This window comes from Dokdonella sp. (genome assembly GCF_039926425.1).
Taxonomy (GTDB): domain Bacteria; phylum Pseudomonadota; class Gammaproteobacteria; order Xanthomonadales; family Rhodanobacteraceae; genus Dokdonella_A.
On sequence record NZ_JBDSWZ010000056.1, the window covers coordinates 1 to 16,931 of the forward strand.

Here is a 16,931-nt window from a genome sequence, read left to right on the forward strand (position 1 = left end):
GACGCGATGTAGACCTGCGAGGCGCTGGCATTCTTGTCGGTCAGGATGTTGACCACTTCGCTCATGCGCGAGTTGAGGCCCGACAGCTTGTCGGTGAAATCCTTCGCGCTGGTGGTCGCGTTGAGGACGACGTCCTTGTTGTCGAGGATCTTCTTCGCGTCGTCCTGCAGCTGGTTCCACGCTTTCGTCAGCGAGTCGATCTCGGCCGGCAGCTCACCCTTGTAGGAATGCATGCCGGTCGCGTCGCCATTGTTCAGCGCCTTCACGTAGCCATCGATGTTCTTGCGCGTGTCTTCCAGTTCCTGGAACGCAAGCTCGTTGCCGCTTACCGCTTCCGAGGCGTACTTCGCGAGCTGCTGCGAAAGAACCTGGATCTGCGTCGTGTAGGCCGTCGCCTTGCGGTCGTTGCGGTTGTTCAGGAACAGAAAGACGAAATTGACGATTGCGATGACAAACAGAATGCCGAGCAGTCCGAACAACACCGTGTTCGCACGCCCGCTTCCGCGACCCAGTGCACCCGTAGTACTCACACATCACCCCCTCTTGAACGGCTTGTCTGCAATCGGCAAATCGCGGCATGACTCATGCTGCGGCCTGCTGGAATTCCGCGCTTCGCGCCAGGGCAGCCACACTGAAAAGGCCCCACAGCACTTCACCCAATCGAACATTCTCGCCGACGAACCGGCTGTAACGTTCGTCCGCTTCGCCGACCGCCGCGTCGATCTGCTCCTTCGAGAAGCTGCGCTGTCCGAGAACTTCGTCGATCAGCAACCCGATGCTTCCGGCGGGCTGGCGCACCATCAGCACGCGCGTTGTCTCACTGGTCGTGCTGCGGCCGTTGCCGATGAAATCGCGAAGGTCGATGACTGGAATGAGGTTGCCTCGCACGTTCGCGATCCCGAGCAGCCAGCTGCGCGCGCCCGGGACGATGGTCAGCGACGGCAGGCTGAGGATCTCGTTGACTTCAGCAATGCTGCTGACGAAATAGCGGTCGCCGATGCGGAAGCCGATTCCACGCCACAATCCTGGCGCGTCGATCTGCTCCGGCGCGCCGGCGGCATGGACAAGACTGCGCTGCTCGTATTCGGCGAGGATTTCGAACGGCGTGGCAGTGGATTCGGTCCGGGCCATGGCGATCAGTCTCCGGCAAGCGGACACACGCACCACGCCGGGGATACGGCACAGCGGTGGCGGCCTGCGCGAGCACACGATGCGCGACGCGGCGAAATCTCGACGAAACATGTCACTGCCATCTCTTCCCCTGCCGAACGAATGGCAAAACGCCTGGTTACTTCCAGTCCACGTGGCGGCGAATGGCGCCGAGCAACTCCTCACGCGTGAACGGTTTGGTCAGATATTGTTCGGAACCGACGATACGCCCGCGCGCCTTGTCGAACAGGCCGTCCTTCGACGACAGCATGATCACCGGCGTGCCCTTGAACATCTGGTTGTTCTTGATCAGCGCACACGTCTGATACCCGTCCAGTCTCGGCATCATGATGTCGACGAAAATGATCTGCGGCTGCTGGTCGGAAATCTTCGACAGCGCCTCGAATCCGTCGGTGGCAGTGACCACCTCGCAGCCTTCCTTGCGCAACAGGGTCTCGGCTGTGCGCCGAATCGTCTTCGAATCATCGATGACCATGACCTTGATGCCGTTGAGGCCACCTTCTTTGGTGTCTTCCACCTAATCCCCCTGCCACTCACCGGGTGCCGGTTGCCCGGCGCATAGTTCACACGTGACGCTCTTGCATGCAATCGGCATGCCGCATCCGGAAGCAGACGCCAATGGCGCACTGCGGCCACGCGAGCGAACCGTCTTATCCGATATACCTACCGAATCTGTCAAGTTGTTGTTGTAAGTACGCGAATAGACGGAAGATCAGGGCCGCACCGCCGCGCCGCCTTGTGCCGCGAGTGTAATATGCGAGGCGTACTGCGGTTGCGACTTGGGTCGCGCTTGGTTCGGTCGCTGCAGGCTGGAAATCAGTCGCCCGGCGCGTCGGACGCGCGGCATGGTTCGCAACGGCCGGTGTACGTCACATTTATCCTTCACCTTCCTGCATCGCCCTGCGGATCCGTTCATGAAACGAACCCTCGCCGTACTGATGGACCCCATTGCCGGGATCCGACCCAAGAAGGACACCACGCTGGCCATGCTGCTGGAAGGCCAGCGACGGGGATACGCGGTCCTGTATATGACGCAAGGGGATCTTTCGATCCGTGATGGCGTGGCGTGGGCGCGCCTGGCGCCACTCGTCGTGCGCGACGACCCGCACGACTGGTTCACCCTTGGCGACGCGCAATGGCGGCCGATGGCCGGCATCGACTTCGCGTTCGCACGCAAGGACCCGCCGGTCGACGCGCAATTCATCTACGACACGATGGTGCTCGAACTTGCGCAGCGCGCCGGCGTCACCGTGGTCAACGATCCGCGTGGGCTGCGCGACGCGAACGAGAAGTTGTTCGCCCTGCAGTTCCCGCAGGCATGTGCACCGACTGCGGTGGCGCGCGACGCGGCGGAACTGCGCCGGTTCGTTGCCGAACACGGCGAAGTGGTCCTCAAGCCGCTCGACGGCATGGGCGGCCGCAGCATCTTCCGTTCGCGGCACGGCGATCCGAATCTCAACGTGATTCTCGAGACACTCACCGGCAACGGCCACGGTTTCGCGATCGCGCAGAAATTCATCCCGGAGATCAGCGCGGGCGACAAGCGCATCCTGATGATCGACGGGGAGCCGGTGCCCTACGCGCTCGCGCGCATCCCGCAGGGTGACGATTTCCGCGGCAACCTGGCGGCCGGCGGCAAAGGCGTCGGTGTGCCGCTGTCGGACCGTGATCGCTGGATCGCCGCCGAGGTCGGACCGGAACTCGTGAGGCGCGGCATGCGGTTCGTCGGTCTCGACGTCATCGGCGACTGGCTGACCGAAATCAATGTCACGTCGCCGACCTGCGTGCGCGAACTGGACGCCCAGTTCGGCCTCAACATCGCCGGCCAGCTGTTCGACCAACTTGAAGCCACCACGGGCGCATGAGCGCAGATCCGACGTCGAGTAGCGCCGACCGGATCGGTGTGACGCTGCTGTTCTCGATCGTGGCCCACGCCGTGATTGCGCTCGGCATCACGTTCGAGTTCGAGAAAGCACCACCGCGGCTGCCGTCGCTGGACGTGATCCTGGTGCAGTCGGCAAACAGCCAGAAGCCCGACAAGGCCGACTTCATCGCGCAGGCGAACAACAGCGGCGGCGGCGAGTCGGACAAGGCGCACCGCCCGTCGCAGCCACTCTCCAGCCCGCTCCCCAAAGCGTTGCCGGGGGTGTCGCCCATTCCGCTCGAAGACGCATCGCCACGACCGAGTCCACCGAGTGCGACCGAGGTGTTGACGCAGCGGCGATCGACCCACACGGTCGCGACGCAGGCGCAGACGCCCGATTCGGAGGAGCCCGCGCCGATCGAACGCGACACGGAGCAGCGAAAGCTCGAGATGGCCAAGCTTGCGCAGGAGATCGAGCGCGAAGCGGAGCAATATGCGAAGCGTCCGAAGCGCAAATACATATCCGCCAACACCCGCGAGTACGAGTTCGCGGCGTACATGCGTGCCTGGGTCGCGCGCATCGAGCGCATCGGCAACCTCAATTATCCGGATGAGGCGCGACGCCAGCAGTTGCACGGTCAGTTGGTTCTGACGGTGGGCCTCGACCGTCAGGGCCGGATCAAAAGTATCGACGTGATCCAGTCGAGCGGCCACAAGGTCCTCGACGATGCTGCGATCCGCATCACCCGCCTGGCCGAACCGTTTCCGGCGTTGCCGGAAACCAGCGAGAAGGTCGACGAGCTCTATATCAGTCGAACGTGGCAATTCCTTCCGGGTGACATCCTGCGCAATCGGTGAATGCCGGTTTGCGAAATCGCAGCGAAGCCAGGTCTCCTGCTGCATCTGAAGCGCAGTTCACCTGTGATCCGGGCGCGATGGGTACAATGTCGCCATGCTCGAATCGACCCCGCTGATCAACCAGTTGCTGATCGCGATGCCTGCAATGCGCGATCCGAATTTTGCGCGTGGCGTTGCGTTTGTGTGCCAGCACGGCGACGACGGCGCGATGGGGTTGATGATCAATCGCCTGTCCGAATACCGGCTCGGCGACGTGCTCGCGCAGATGAACATGCAATCGGACATACCCGGCGTCATCGATGCGCCCGTGCTGATCGGCGGGCCGGTGCAACCGGAGCGCGGCTTCGTTCTGCATTCGCCGTCCGGCGAGTGGGAATCGTCCTTCAGCATCTCCGATCGGATCAGCGTGACGACCTCGCGCGACATCCTGCTCGCGATCGCCGCGGGCCATGGACCCCGGCATGCGGTCGTGGCACTGGGTTATTCGGGGTGGAGCGCCGGACAACTGGAGCAGGAACTGTGCGACAACCACTGGCTGACAGCGCCAGCGGCGGAACGCGTCCTGTTCGAAACGCCGCTGGAAGATCGATGGGAAGCCTCTGCGGCCCTGGTCGGGGTCAACCTGATCCAGTTGGCGAGCTATGCCGGGCACGCCTGACCACCGAGCCGACGCGTTCAATCCCGGCAGCGCCCTCGCTTTCGATTTCGGCACGCGACTCATTGGTGTGGCAGTGGGCCATCGCATCGATGCAAGCGCGCGAGCGCTGACCACGTTCACGAACGGCGACTGGACCCGCCTCGATGCGATCGTCGCAGACTGGCGGCCCGAGCATCTCGTCGTCGGCTTGCCGCTCGCGCTGGACGGCAGCGAGCAAACCGTCAGCCGTATGGCTCGCGAGTTCGCAGCCGCGCTGACGCGGCGCTACGCTCTCGCAACGCACCTGGTCGATGAGCGCCACACCTCGCAGGAAGCGGCAAGCCGGTTTGCCGGGCAGCGCGCCCGTGGGACCGCCCGACGCAAGGATGCGGCGGCGATCGATGCGCTCGCCGCGCAGATCATTCTTGAATCCTGGCTTGCGCAATTCCCCTGAATGTTCTCGAATCCGTCCGGTCGTCGTCCTGAAGCCTCGCCCATGTCCGACCTGCAACTCAGCCCCCAAGGCCGTCTCCGGCACCTGCTCACACTGGAGGGGCTTGGACGCGCGCACATCGAGCGGCTGCTCGACCGCGCAGACGAATTGCGCACCCGATTCCGCGGCGGCGCGCGCGCGCTCGATCTGCTCGAAGGCCGCACCATCGTCAATCTTTTCTTCGAGTCATCGACCCGCACGCGTACCAGCTTCGAACTTGCCGCGCGACGGCTGGGCGCGCTGGTAGTGAATTTCGACATCGCCAGTTCGTCCACGACGAAGGGCGAAACGCTGGAGGACACGCTCGCGACGCTCGAAGCAATGGACAGCGACGCGTTCGTCGTGCGCCACAAGGAAAACGGGACGCCGGCACGGCTGGCATTGCACGCGCGTCGCGCTTCGGTCCTCAACGCGGGGGATGGCAACCACGCCCATCCCACCCAGGGGCTGCTCGACTTGTTGACGATCCGCGATCACAAGCCACGCATCGAGGGACTCACGGTCGCCATCTGCGGTGACATCCGCCATTCACGCGTGGCGCGCTCCGACGTGCATGGTCTTGCGGCCATGGGCGCGAAGGAGATCCGCCTGTGCGGACCGGCGGCGCTGCTTCCGGAGGCCGACTCCTTCCCGGGTTGCACGCTGGTCGACGATCTCGATGCCGCAATCGAGGACGTCGACGTGATCATCATGCTGCGCATCCAGAAAGAACGCATCGACGGTCTCCCCGGATTTGACGGAGCGGAGTATTTCCAACGTTACGGGCTCCATCGGGCACGCCTGGCGCGCGCGCGCAGCGACGCGATCGTGATGCATCCCGGCCCGATGAACCGCGGCATCGAGATCGCGTCCGACCTCGCCGATGGCCCGCAGTCGGTGGTGCTCGAACAGGTCGCGAACGGCATCTTCGTGCGCATGGCGGTTCTTCTGGAGTTGCTGCACAAACAGGCCTGAGTCCGGCCGCAAGGCGCAATCCGGAAACCTCGGGTGCGCAGCGTCGTTCGCGGGCGAGCTGGTAGACTCCGCGACCTTCGAACATGGGGAATGAACATGCGCATGCACCGATCACGGAGCGTCGCCGCTCTGCTCGCCATCGTGGCGATCACCGGTTGTGGAAAAAAGGTGGATCTCGATGCGCCGCTCGCATTCGCGCCCGCCGACACGCCGTATGTGATCGCGAATCTCGAGCCGCTGCCGCAGGCCGCCGTTGCGAGGATGGCCGATCAGATGCAGGCGTCGTGGTCGCTGGCGTTGCCGATGGTCGACAAACTCATCGACGGCGCGCTCGCAAAGAACGCGTCGGATGACACCGCTGCAGGACAGATTGACGCCAAATCCGCGCGCGTTGCCAAGGCGATCCTCGCGGAGATCCGTACCCGCGACACGCCGGAGAAATGGCAGCAGGTCGGGCTCGGTCCGAACGTGCGCTCGGCGATCTACGGAGTGGGCATATTGCCGGTGATGCGCGTCGAGCTGGCGGATGTCGATGCGTTCCGCGCGATGGTTGCGCGGGTCGAACAAAACGCCGGCGACAAGCTGGCCACCGCACGCGTTGGCGAACAGGACGTGTGGACGATTGGCGACGCGCACGCTCAGGTGCTGATTGCAATCGAAGGAAAGCACCTCGTTGCAACGGTCGTGCCCGGAACCGCGGACGAGGCGATGAAGCGTCGCGCGCTCGGCCTCGACCGTCCTGCATCCAGTCTCGCTGAAACCGATGCCGTTGGCGTGTTCAACAAGGCGCGCGGGTATCTGCCCTACGGCAGCGGCTGGATCGATACGCGACGCGTACTGGCCTTGGTCAACGACGATCCGGCGATTGCCGCGTTTGCCGAAAAGGCGGGAATGCCCAAGACAGCGCTCGACGCCACCTGCCGCAGCGAGCTGGACGCGATTGCCGCGAAGATGCCGCGCTTCGGTTTCGGCTACACCGCGTTCGATGCCGACAAGATGGCAGTGCACGCGCGACTGGACCTCGATCCGGCGTTGGCTAAATCGCTTGCCGCATTGCCTGGCGCACTTCCGGGCGCACGCTCGCCCAACGCACTGTTCGACCTTGCGTTTGCGCTGCCGATTCTTCGCGGACGCGACTTCCTCGTTGCGCAGGCGGACGCGATCGCCGCGGCTCCGTACAAATGCGCACTGCTTGCCGACCTCAACGAGGCTGCAACGGAATCGAAAGCAAAGCTCGACCAGACCATTCCACCGCCGATCGCGGATCTTTCCGGCGCGCGCGCGACGCTCGATAGCCTCGTGCTTCCCGACGCGGCAACATCGAAGGAACTCGAATTCTCCGGCCGGATCCTCATCGGCAGCAGCAATCCGTCGTTCCTCACCGGCCTCGCCCAGATGGCGGTGCCCGGATTGCAGAAGATTACGCTTGCCCCCGATGGGAAGGCTGTCGCGATCCCTTCCGACGCATTGCCGGGCGACATCGGGGGCAAATTCGAGCTCTACGTCGCGATGACGCCGACCGTGCTTGGCATATCAGTGGGCAAGGATCAGGCAGCGAAGCTCGAGGCAGCCGTCGCTGCAAAACCTGCGAGCGCTGGCACCCTGCTCGAAACGAACGTCAGCGGAGCCATCTACACGCTCGCCGCCGACGGAATGCAGCAGTACGCCGACAAGCTTCCTCCCGATCCGGACATGCGCGAAATGCTCGAGTCGCAGCGCAAGATGTACGCGCTGTATGCGCAATGGTTTCGGCAGATCGATTTCAACGTCGCGTTCGGAGCGGACGGCATCGACTTTCAGGAAACGGTCGATTTCGCGAAGCACTGACGAATTGGCGGGTGCGCTCGCACCCGCTACGGTTCGATCAGAAGATCCAGATGCAGGCGTCCATCCGCGCCTGCACGGTCGTTGGCGATTTTCCACGCCGTCATGACGCGCTGCGGATCGGTGTGACGCTCGCGCGTGCCGTCGCGATGCAGGATCGTGATCGCCGGGTAAAATCGGCGAAGCCAACCCAGATAATCGACCGGATTTGAGCGTGTTGCCCGCTCGATTGCCCACGGATGGAATTCGCTGAGGATCGTGGGCCGAAACCGCGCGAGCGTGCGTTCCAGTCCGCGCATGGCCAGCGGCTCCATTCCTTCGATGTCGATCTTGACGAGATCCAGCCGTTCGAGGTGCGGCAGCGCATCGTCGAGCACCAGCAATGGAACACGCACCGTGACCCCTTCGGGCGCACGGAGGCGATCGCCGGAGGCAGCCGGCGTCGCACTGTTGGACGTGCTCGGATGCGTGCGCAATTCGAGAACGCCCGCGCGATCGCCCGCAGCACCGGCCAGCACGCGCAGGTGGTCGAATCCGCTTGCGCGAGCGGAGCGTTCCAGCAGCGACCGGTTGTGCGGTATGGGCTCCACCACGACGACGCGGCCTTGCGGTCCGACCAGCGATGCCGCAAGGAGTGCAAGGATGCCGATATTGCCGCCGATGTCGAGCACGACATCGTCCTTGCGAACGCGTTCGCGCAGGACGGTGGCGACGTGCGATTCGTGCACGTGTCCTCCAAGCAGAGGCGCGCCAATGTGCAGATCGGTCGGATCCGCGTAGATCACGTACCCGTCGCACGCGATCCGTTCGGGCATTGCGGCCTCGTTGGCGACGATCCAGCGGCGCCCGCGCCAACCTGCGCCTGCCGACCCATCGTCCATCGCGTGAAGCAGGCGCATCGAAGGATGACGCTCCAGCAACCGCAACAACGCGTCCTCCGGCAGCGAGTGCATCTCGAACACGTCGCGCCGACGCCACATCACCTGCCGCAACGGATTGAGCCAGCGGTTCGACGCCATGCCGTACAGGCGCCCACGCGGGCTGTCGTCGACGCCGTCGACGAACTGGAATGCCGCGACGCCGCCGGGCGCCAGCACGCGCAGGAACTCGTCCACGTACGCGGTCGCGAGTGCGCCGGGGATGTGCTGCAGAACCATGTGCGAAAAGACGAAATCCACGCTGCCATCGGTGACTGCGTCGATGTGCGCAGACGCGTTCACGCGGAAATCGACGTTGCCGAGGTCGGCGTTCAGCAGCTTCGCCGTTTCGATCATGCTGGCCGCGACATCGAGGCCAATCACACGTACGAAGTGCCCGGCAAGCGCGCGGGTCAGTCGGCCGGCGCCGCATCCGAAGTCGAGCGCGAGTCCGCGTGCTTTGGGATAACCGGCCGCCGCAAGTGCAGCCAGCTGCGTATCAATCTCGATCTGGCCCGTCGCCAGGAATTCGTCCGGCTTCCAGCGGCCACTGCGCTTGTCGGCGTGCGACAACACGGCCCAAAGCGGATCGTCCCGGCCGAGCGTCTGCCAGACGCGCCGCAAACGCTCGAGCTCCGGTGTCATTGCATCTGCCGGCGGTGAGCCGGCCGGGGAGTCAGGTTTCAACGAGCTCGACGCCATCCAGTCCCTGGCTCAACGTATGGGCGTCACCACCTTGCGCGAGCTTGATCTTCAGGCGCACTTCATTCGACGAATCCGCATGGCGAAGCGCGTCCTCGTAGCTGATCTCGCCCGCCTGGTACAGCTCGAACAGACTCTGGTCGAACGTGCGCATGCCGAGGTTGGTGGATTCCTTCATCACGTCTTTGAGCTTGTGGATCTCGCCCTGGCGGATGTAGTCCTGCACCAGCGGCGTACCCAGCATCACTTCCATCGCGACGCGGCGCGCCTTGCCGTCCGGCGTCGGAATGAGCTGCTGCGCGACCACGCCCTTGAGGTTCAGCGAGAGATCCATGAACAACTGCTCGCGACGGTCGGCAGCGAAGAAATGGACGATGCGGTCCATTGCCTGGTTGGCGTTGTTCGCATGCAGCGTACACAGGCACAGGTGGCCCGTTTCGGAGAAGTTGATCGCGTGTTCCATCGTCTCGCGCGTGCGCACCTCGCCGATCATGATCACGTCCGGCGCCTGGCGCAGCGTGTTCTTCAGCGCGTTTTCCCAGCTGTCGGTGTCGATGCCGAGTTCGCGCTGCGTGACGATGCAGCCCTCGTGCTTGTGCACGTACTCGATCGGATCCTCGATCGTGATGATGTGACCGGTCGAATTCTGGTTGCGGTAGCCGATCAGCGCTGCGAGCGAAGTCGACTTGCCGGTACCGGTCGCGCCGACGAAGATGATGATGCCGCGCTTGGTCATCGCCAGCGACTTCACAACCGCGGGAAGACTCAGCTCGTCGATCGTCGGAATCTTGGTCTCGATCCGGCGCAGCACCATGCCGACGCAGTTGCGCTGGTAGAAACACGACACGCGGAAGCGGCCGACGCCGGTCACCGAGATCGCGAACTGGCACTCGTGGGTCTTCTCGAATTCCTCGCGCTGCGAGGGCGTCATCACGTTCAGCACCATGTCGCGCGACTGCTGTGGCGTCAGCGCGTTCTGGGTGATCGGCGCGATGCGCCCGTTGACCTTCATCGACGGCGCGACCCCGGCCGTAATGAACAGGTCCGACGCCTTCTTGTGCGCCATCAGCTTCAGGTACGAGGTGAAATCGATGCTGCTCATGCTCACTCCCCGGGCCGGTTTCCGTGCGGTCGGCGCGGCTGCATCTTACACCGCGAAGATGCGCAGCCGATGCGACCACGCCACATTTACGGCAATTCGCGCGTCACTCGCCCGGCCCGGTTCGGGGTGTGACTGGAGCGCCGGGCCGGTCGCGCCGATAGCGGCCGCGCAGGCGCAGAAATGGCCACTCGATGAAGCGATACGTCAGGGCGGACACGAGCAAGGTCGCGGGCAGCGCGAAGAACAGGGTATTGAGCAGTGCATCGACGACCACGTGGCCGCTGAACACCACCGGGAGCGCAAACGTGATCATCGTGGTGATCACGATGAAATGGATCAGGTAGATCGAATACGAAATCTCGCCGATACGCGCAAGGAGGCGCGACCAGAGGCCACGCGCGTCATTCGCAAGATCGATGTAGCCGATCACGAATGCTGCCCAGATCAACCCCTCGAACGTCGGCCAGAGGATCTTCCAGGTCGACACCACAGGCCACCCGCCCGCCACGTTGAAAGCCGCCAGCGCGCCAACCATGGATGCCAGCGACAGCGCCGCAAGCCAAGCTCCCGCCCGACGCGACAGCGGGTAGCGGCGGAAGCATTCCGCTGCCGCCATGCCGATCAGGAACTGGTCGAGCCGGCCGAAGATCGTCGTGTAGGCCAGATCCCGCGCGTTTCCACCCGCCACCACCGCCATCCAGCGAAACAGGATCAACACCGCGACGAGTCCCGCCAGATTCTTTGCCCAACCACGTTTCAGGATCATCAACAGCAGGGGAAACAGCACATAGAACTGCCACTCGACCGCGATCGTCCAGAGCATGCTGCTGAACGGCGGGGCGACCAGTGCGCCTGGAAGATTGGCGAACCCGAACACCGTCTGCAGAAACGAGGACCACTGGAAATTTCCAGGCGCCGCAGCGATCCCTGCAAACACAAGCAAGAGGAAGAGCGGATACGTGCGCAACAGCCTGTTGCGGAGAAATCCCCGCGCATCGAGATCGGTGTCGAGCGAACCATGCGTGAGGATGAAACCGCTCAGCACCATGAAGAGCGCGACTGCGGTATGTCCCTCGGTCAGCGCCGCCGCGACGACATTGCCGGGCTGCAGCCAGTGATCGATGCCGAAGGGCTGGTGGAAGCGCGCGAAATACGCGAACAGATGCAGGCCGTGATAAAGAACGATCAGCAACGCCGCGTAGGCGCGCAGATGATCGACAGCCGGGAGATAGCGGATATTGGGACTGCGCATGGTGTTCCGTGTTCTGCGCCGGACAGCCGCAGACTATATCCGCTTGCCTGCAACACGCAGCGGCGCGTTATGCATGCCGGCGAAAATAGAGCGACGCGGCGGCGATCAGGATCAGCGGAGGAATGAGATTTGCAACGGCCGGATGAAACCCGTAGACCGCGCCGATGCTGACGATCGCGCGCTGCAGGAAGTAGAACCCGAGCGCGAGCACGATGCCGAGAAACAGGCGCTTCGACAACCCGCCGCTGCGCAATGCGCCGAACGCGAACGGCACCGCGCAAAACGCGAGAATCAGCACGTTGAGCGGATAGAACACACGCGTCCACCACGCGCTGCGGAACGTCGACGCTTCCTGGTGATTCCGATCGAGATAGAAGATGTTGCGCGACAGGTCGCGCAACGTCATGTACTGCGGTTGCACGATGCTGAGCGCGAGCAGGCGTGGATCGAGGCCGGATTTCCAGCTGAGCGCCGGCTGTTCCGTGCTGGTCGCCGATTCGGCGCCGAATTCGGTGCGCCGGACCTTGCGAAGGCTCCAGTCGCCCTGCGTATGCACTGCACTGTCGGCAATCGACAAGGACTTCAGCCGCCCGTCCGGATCGAACTCGAACACGCGCACGCCATCGAGGTCGACTTCGCCCTTGCCGGAATGCGCGCGGCCGCTGCGCGCGCTGATCACCGTCTCGCCATCGCGTGCCCACAGCGCGCCGCCGCGCGCGAGTGCGACGTCTTTTGATTTCGCCGCCAGCTGCAACGCCTGCGCCTCGCGCTCGCCGTAAGGGCCGAGCGTTTCGCCGAGCACCGCGACTGCGAGCGTCAGCAACCCGAGCCCCAGCGCGACCGACGCGCAGATGCGCAGCTTGGAGAGTCCTGCCGCACGCAAGGCGGTGAGCTCGCCGCTGTTGGCGAGAGCGCCGAGACCGAGCAGCCCACCGATCAGCGCCGCGTAGCCAAACATCTCGTAGAAGCGCCGCGGCAGCGTGAGCAACACGTAGGCGCCTGCCTTCGCCAGCGTGTATTGCCCTTGCCCAACGTCGTTCAGTTCGGAAATGAAGATACGGAATGCGTCGAGTCCGACAATCGTGACCCACGCCATTCCAACCGAGGTCAGCACCGCCATCGCGACCAGCCGGTCGACCTGCTTGAACATCGGGCCGCGCATCACGTCGACCCTGTCGCAGTGCGCGGCCGCTTCAGCCTCTGCCCGCTCCAGATCAGCCATGCCGCAAGGGCGATGGCCGGCAGGTACACCCACCACAGACCGAACGCCGAGGACAGTTTGCCCTGGCTGATCCACGACCGCCCGAACAGCAAGCCGTTGTAATAGATAAGCCACACCAGCAGCGCGATCAGCAGTCGCGCATAGCGCGGTTCGCGCGGACTGGATTTCGACAGCGGCAACGCCAGCAGCGTCAGCACCAGCACGGAGATCGGCGCGGCGAGCCGCCAGTGCACCTCGGCCCGCATCACAGGGTCGTCGCTCGCCTCCAACAGGGCTGCGGTCGGTGCGGAACGCTTCAGGGTGGTCGCATTGTCGTCGCTCGCACTGTCGGGGAGCTTGATGTCATTGCGCACGAAGCGCATCAGGCGGAAATCATCTTCGCCAAGCTTGCCTTCCACGCGGAACCCGTCCTGCAGTGCGATGTAGCGACCTTCGCCGTCAGCGTCGTGATAAAGATACCCGTGCGTCGCAGTAATCACATCGATGCGCGTCTTTCCGGCCTCCTTGTCGGCGCGTTCGCTCTCGATGAACATGCGCTTGAACTGGGTGCCGTCGGCGGACATTTCGCCGACATAGATCTGGCCGTCGCGTCCGGGCAGATCAACGAACTTGCCGGGCTCGAGGCCGGCAACGATCAGCGACCGGCTCGCCTCCTGCATCAGCTGCTGCGACAGGCGATCCGAAGCTGGCGCGAGCCAGAACGACACCAGCGCGATGATCCCCATCATCGGCAGTGCGAACAACGCCAACGGTCGCAACAAGCCGGCAAGATCAAGTCCGGATGACTGCAATACCGCCATTTCGCTGTCGCGCCAAAGCCGGCCGTAGGCCAGCAACACGCCGAGCAGCACCGCCAGCGGCATCAGAATGGTCAGTGCATCGACCATGCGCAGTCCGATCAGCGTGAACAGCAGGTCGGCGGGTATGCGGCCGCGTGCGATCTTTGCCAGCAGGTCCGCAACCGCGCCGCCGACCATCACCAGCAGCAGGATCACCGTGGCGGCAACGAAGCTGGTGGTGACCTCGCGCAGCAGGTAGCGGTCGATGATGCGCAGCCCCAGCACATCGGAGACGCGCCTCGGGGCGGAGCTTTGCCTTAGAATGTCTGGCTTCATGCGTATGTCGATTGCGTCGCGGACGACTCACCCGGGCGGCCTGGATCCACGAGGGTCGCCTGCAGGCGAGTCGCGTGCCGCGTGAGGGCGCGGGTTTCCGGCTTCGGGCCGGAACGACGGAAGTCCCCAGTGTAACCGTGTGCGCGACGGTATCCTTTCCAGAACCTGTCGGAACCCTCCCATGACCCTGAAGTTCTCCACCACCGCCGATGCGCCGGAAAGCGCCGGCACGCCCTGCCTCGTCGTCGGCTTGTTCGAGGATCGCAGCCTGAGTCCGTCCGCGCAGCGCGTCGATGAGAAATCCGCCGGTGCGATCAAACGTCTGGTCGACAGCGGCGACGCCACCGGCAAGGCCGGCTCGAGCACGCTGCTGTTCGGCCTCGCCGGCATTGCCGCGCTACGCGTGCTGGTGGTCGGACTCGGCGAACCGCGCAAGTTCGACGCCGCCGCGTTCAATCGCGCCTGCGGCGATGCGGCGCGTGCGCTCAAGGGCCTGCCGATCGACGCAGCCGTGTCGACGTTGACCGAACTCGACGTCGCTGGCCGCGACGCGTCGTGGAAGCTGCGCACCGCCGCACTCGCCACCGACCAGCAGGCGTATCGCTACACCGCGACGTTCAAGCCGAAGGACACACCGAAGACACCGCAGCTGGAACGCATTTCATTCACCGGTACCGGCGCCACGCCGCGCGCGCTGGTCGAGGCAGCCGCGATCGCCAACGGCGTCCGCTTCGCGCGCGAACTCGGCAATCTACCGCCGAACATCTGCAATCCGGCATGGATCGCGACGCAGGCCAAAGCGATCGCCGACACGCACACGGGCGTGACGCTGGAAATTCTAGAACGCGACGACATGGAAAAGCTCGGCATGGGTTCGCTCCTTGGCGTCGCGCAGGGCTCGGCCAATCCGCCGAAGATGATCGTGCTGCGCTGGCAGGGCAATGACGACACCGCACGTCCCTATGCGCTGGTCGGCAAGGGCATCACGTTCGATTCCGGCGGCATTTCGCTCAAGCCCGGTGCCGGCATGGAGGAGATGAAGTTCGACATGTGCGGCGCCGCCGGAATGCTCGGCACGTTCGTGGCCGCGGTCGAAATGAAATTGCCGCTCAACATCGTGTGCATCGTGCCTGCGGTCGAGAACATGCCGGACGGCAATGCGTATCGCCCGAGCGATATCCTCACCAGCATGTCCGGCCTCACGATCGAGGTGCTCAACACCGATGCCGAAGGTCGTTTGATCCTCTGCGATGCGCTCACCTACGCGCAGAAGTTCGACCCGGAAGTGATCATCGACGCCGCTACGCTGACCGGTGCCTGCGTGGTTGCACTCGGCAAACATGCATCGGGCCTGATGACCAAGGACGACGAACTCGCGGAGCAGCTGCTCGCCGCCGGCAACATGACGCAGGATCGCGCGTGGCGCCTGCCGCTGTGGGACGACTACCAGGGCCAGCTCGATTCGGGCTTCGCCGACATCGCCAATATCGGCGGCAAGTACGCCGGTGCGATCACCGCGGGCTGCTTCCTGTCGCGCTTCACCACCGGTCGACGCTGGGCGCATCTGGACATTGCCGGCACCGCGTGGGACGAAGGACGCAAGGGACTCGCGACCGGTCGCCCGGTGCCTCTGCTCGCCCAGTACCTGATCGACCGATGCGCGTGACACCGCCCGGCGACCCGCTGCAGCGCCGCAAGTCGCAAGTGATTGCGGCGGTGTTCGGGGTCAATCTCGCGTTTGGCATCATTGCGGTGCTCACCGTTGCGCCGCAGGCGGCGATCGACGCGGTGCAGCCGACCGTGATGGATCCGCGCGTGAGTCCACTCGGCCTCGCCTATCAGGTCGTCTGGCTGACGCTTTGCTTTGTGTGGCTCGGTCTGGACGCGCAGCAACTGCAGATCCGCCGACCGTGGTGGCTCAACATCGGCATCGCGCTCGCCGCGCTGGTGTTCTTTCCGTATTACCTCTACAAGACGCGCGCTCCGGGCAAGCGCGCCCAGGCGATCATGAATTCCCTCGGCGTGGTGCTCGGCGGCATCGTCGCGATGTCGATCGGCATGTCGCTGGCGATCGCGATGAGTGCGCGCGCGTGATGTCCTGTCATCCCGATTCCCGCTGACGCCATGCCGCGCGCCGATTTCTACCTGATCGACAAGCCGCGCTTCCGCGACGACCCGTTGCTGCTGGTCTGCGAACTTGCCAAGCGCGCGTTTGCGAACGAACAGCCGACCCTGATCCTCGCGCGTTCGCGCGCCGACGCCGAAGCACTCGACGAAAAACTGTGGGAGTTCGACGAGAACGCATTCATCCCCCACCAGATCGTCGGCGACGGCGACGACGACGCGATCACCGCAGTGTTGATCGTGCCTCCGGATGCGACGACGCCGGATCGCGCCCTCGTCATCAACCTGCGCGACGACTGCGCACCCGGCCTGTTCGAGCGGGTGCTCGAAGTGGTGCCGGCCGACGACGCCGAACGCCTCGGCTCGCGCGAGCGCTGGAAAACCTACAAGCAGGCTGGATTCGACGTCGCCAAACACGACATGTAGGCCGGTTGGGCGCGCGTTCGCGGTCGCTTACAATGGCCGCTTCCCCTCATTGAAGTGCGCCGCACGCAAGTGTGGACGCCGGTCATCGCCCCATGGACAACAGTTTCGAACCCTCAGCGATCGAATCGAAGTGGTACGCCGAATGGGAGCGCTTGGGCCTGTTCAAACCGGCCGCCGCGGGTGAGCCCTACTGCATTTTGCTGCCGCCGCCCAACGTCACCGGCACGCTGCACATGGGCCACGCGTTCCAGCAGACGATCATGGATGCGCT

General features: G+C 64.2%; 18 protein-coding genes. 10 read left to right on the plus strand and 8 right to left on the minus strand.

Annotated features, from left to right (window positions below):
- The 3 genes from ABIV12_RS03355 to ABIV12_RS03365 all read right to left on the minus strand — a co-directional run.
- Positions 1–530: type IV pili methyl-accepting chemotaxis transducer N-terminal domain-containing protein (locus ABIV12_RS03355; protein WP_348056216.1), on the minus strand; the 530-nt coding region annotated here is incomplete at its 3' end.
- Positions 531–582: 52 nt separating this feature from the next.
- Entirely contained in the window at positions 583–1,131 is a 549-nt protein-coding gene (locus ABIV12_RS03360) for a chemotaxis protein CheW (protein ID WP_348056218.1), read from the minus strand.
- A 157-nt stretch (positions 1,132–1,288) separates the two neighbouring features.
- Positions 1,289–1,645, minus strand: coding sequence for a response regulator (locus ABIV12_RS03365; protein WP_348056247.1), 357 nt, complete (start codon positions 1,643–1,645; stop codon positions 1,289–1,291).
- A 439-nt stretch (positions 1,646–2,084) separates the two neighbouring features.
- Here ABIV12_RS03365 and gshB point away from each other — a divergent pair, with 439 nt between their 5' ends.
- The 6 genes from gshB (at position 2,085) to ABIV12_RS03395 (ending at position 7,803) form a co-directional block, all read left to right on the plus strand.
- The gene (gene gshB / locus ABIV12_RS03370) at positions 2,085–3,035 is read left to right on the plus strand and encodes a glutathione synthase (protein ID WP_348056219.1); all 951 of its coding nucleotides are present in this window, start codon (positions 2,085–2,087) and stop codon (positions 3,033–3,035) included.
- Positions 3,032–3,892: a TonB family protein gene (locus ABIV12_RS03375; protein ID WP_348056221.1), complete on the plus strand. Its 861-nt coding sequence runs from the start codon at positions 3,032–3,034 to the stop codon at positions 3,890–3,892. Before gshB ends, ABIV12_RS03375 begins: the two co-directional genes overlap by 4 nt.
- A gap of 94 nt (positions 3,893–3,986) precedes the next feature.
- On the plus strand, positions 3,987–4,550 hold the full coding sequence (locus ABIV12_RS03380; protein ID WP_348056223.1) for a YqgE/AlgH family protein: 564 nt from the start codon (positions 3,987–3,989) through the stop codon (positions 4,548–4,550).
- Complete coding sequence (gene ruvX, locus ABIV12_RS03385; protein ID WP_348056225.1) at positions 4,534–4,983, plus strand: Holliday junction resolvase RuvX; 450 nt, start codon at positions 4,534–4,536, stop codon at positions 4,981–4,983. Before ABIV12_RS03380 ends, ruvX begins: the two co-directional genes overlap by 17 nt.
- A gap of 42 nt (positions 4,984–5,025) precedes the next feature.
- Entirely contained in the window at positions 5,026–5,976 is a 951-nt protein-coding gene (locus ABIV12_RS03390; RefSeq protein WP_348056227.1) for an aspartate carbamoyltransferase catalytic subunit, read from the plus strand.
- A 96-nt stretch (positions 5,977–6,072) separates the two neighbouring features.
- On the plus strand, positions 6,073–7,803 hold the full coding sequence (locus ABIV12_RS03395; protein ID WP_348056229.1) for a hypothetical protein: 1,731 nt from the start codon (positions 6,073–6,075) through the stop codon (positions 7,801–7,803).
- A 26-nt stretch (positions 7,804–7,829) separates the two neighbouring features.
- Here the strand turns inward: ABIV12_RS03395 and ABIV12_RS03400 are convergent, their stop codons facing one another.
- From ABIV12_RS03400 to lptF, 5 genes are all read right to left on the minus strand, one after another.
- Positions 7,830–9,404, minus strand: coding sequence for an FkbM family methyltransferase (locus ABIV12_RS03400; protein ID WP_348056231.1), 1,575 nt, complete (start codon positions 9,402–9,404; stop codon positions 7,830–7,832).
- Positions 9,394–10,521 (minus strand): PilT/PilU family type 4a pilus ATPase, encoded by a 1,128-nt coding sequence (locus ABIV12_RS03405; protein WP_348056233.1) that lies wholly within the window; start codon positions 10,519–10,521, stop codon positions 9,394–9,396. Before ABIV12_RS03405 ends, ABIV12_RS03400 begins: the two co-directional genes overlap by 11 nt.
- A gap of 103 nt (positions 10,522–10,624) precedes the next feature.
- Positions 10,625–11,773, minus strand: coding sequence for an acyltransferase (locus ABIV12_RS03410; protein WP_348056235.1), 1,149 nt, complete (start codon positions 11,771–11,773; stop codon positions 10,625–10,627).
- A gap of 67 nt (positions 11,774–11,840) precedes the next feature.
- On the minus strand, positions 11,841–12,935 hold the full coding sequence (gene lptG, locus ABIV12_RS03415; RefSeq protein WP_348056237.1) for an LPS export ABC transporter permease LptG: 1,095 nt from the start codon (positions 12,933–12,935) through the stop codon (positions 11,841–11,843).
- Positions 12,935–14,110 carry an LPS export ABC transporter permease LptF gene (gene lptF / locus ABIV12_RS03420; protein WP_348056239.1) on the minus strand — a complete coding sequence of 392 codons (1,176 nt, stop codon included), beginning with the start codon at positions 14,108–14,110 and terminating at the stop codon, positions 12,935–12,937. The genes lptG and lptF overlap by 1 nt, the downstream gene beginning before the upstream one ends.
- A gap of 181 nt (positions 14,111–14,291) precedes the next feature.
- On the opposite strand from lptF, the gene ABIV12_RS03425 reads away from it, so the two are divergent.
- The 4 genes from ABIV12_RS03425 to ABIV12_RS03440 all read left to right on the plus strand — a co-directional run.
- A complete protein-coding gene (locus tag ABIV12_RS03425) occupies positions 14,292–15,776 on the plus strand; it encodes a leucyl aminopeptidase (protein WP_348056241.1) in 1,485 nt (494 codons plus the stop codon).
- Complete coding sequence (locus ABIV12_RS03430) at positions 15,767–16,204, plus strand: hypothetical protein (protein ID WP_348056243.1); 438 nt, start codon at positions 15,767–15,769, stop codon at positions 16,202–16,204. Before ABIV12_RS03425 ends, ABIV12_RS03430 begins: the two co-directional genes overlap by 10 nt.
- Before the next feature lie 30 nt (positions 16,205–16,234).
- Positions 16,235–16,660, plus strand: a complete 426-nt coding sequence (locus tag ABIV12_RS03435; protein WP_348056245.1) for a DNA polymerase III subunit chi — start codon at positions 16,235–16,237, stop codon at positions 16,658–16,660.
- Positions 16,661–16,752: 92 nt separating this feature from the next.
- The coding region (locus ABIV12_RS03440; RefSeq protein ID WP_348056249.1) for a class I tRNA ligase family protein at positions 16,753–16,931 on the plus strand (179 nt) is incomplete at its 3' end.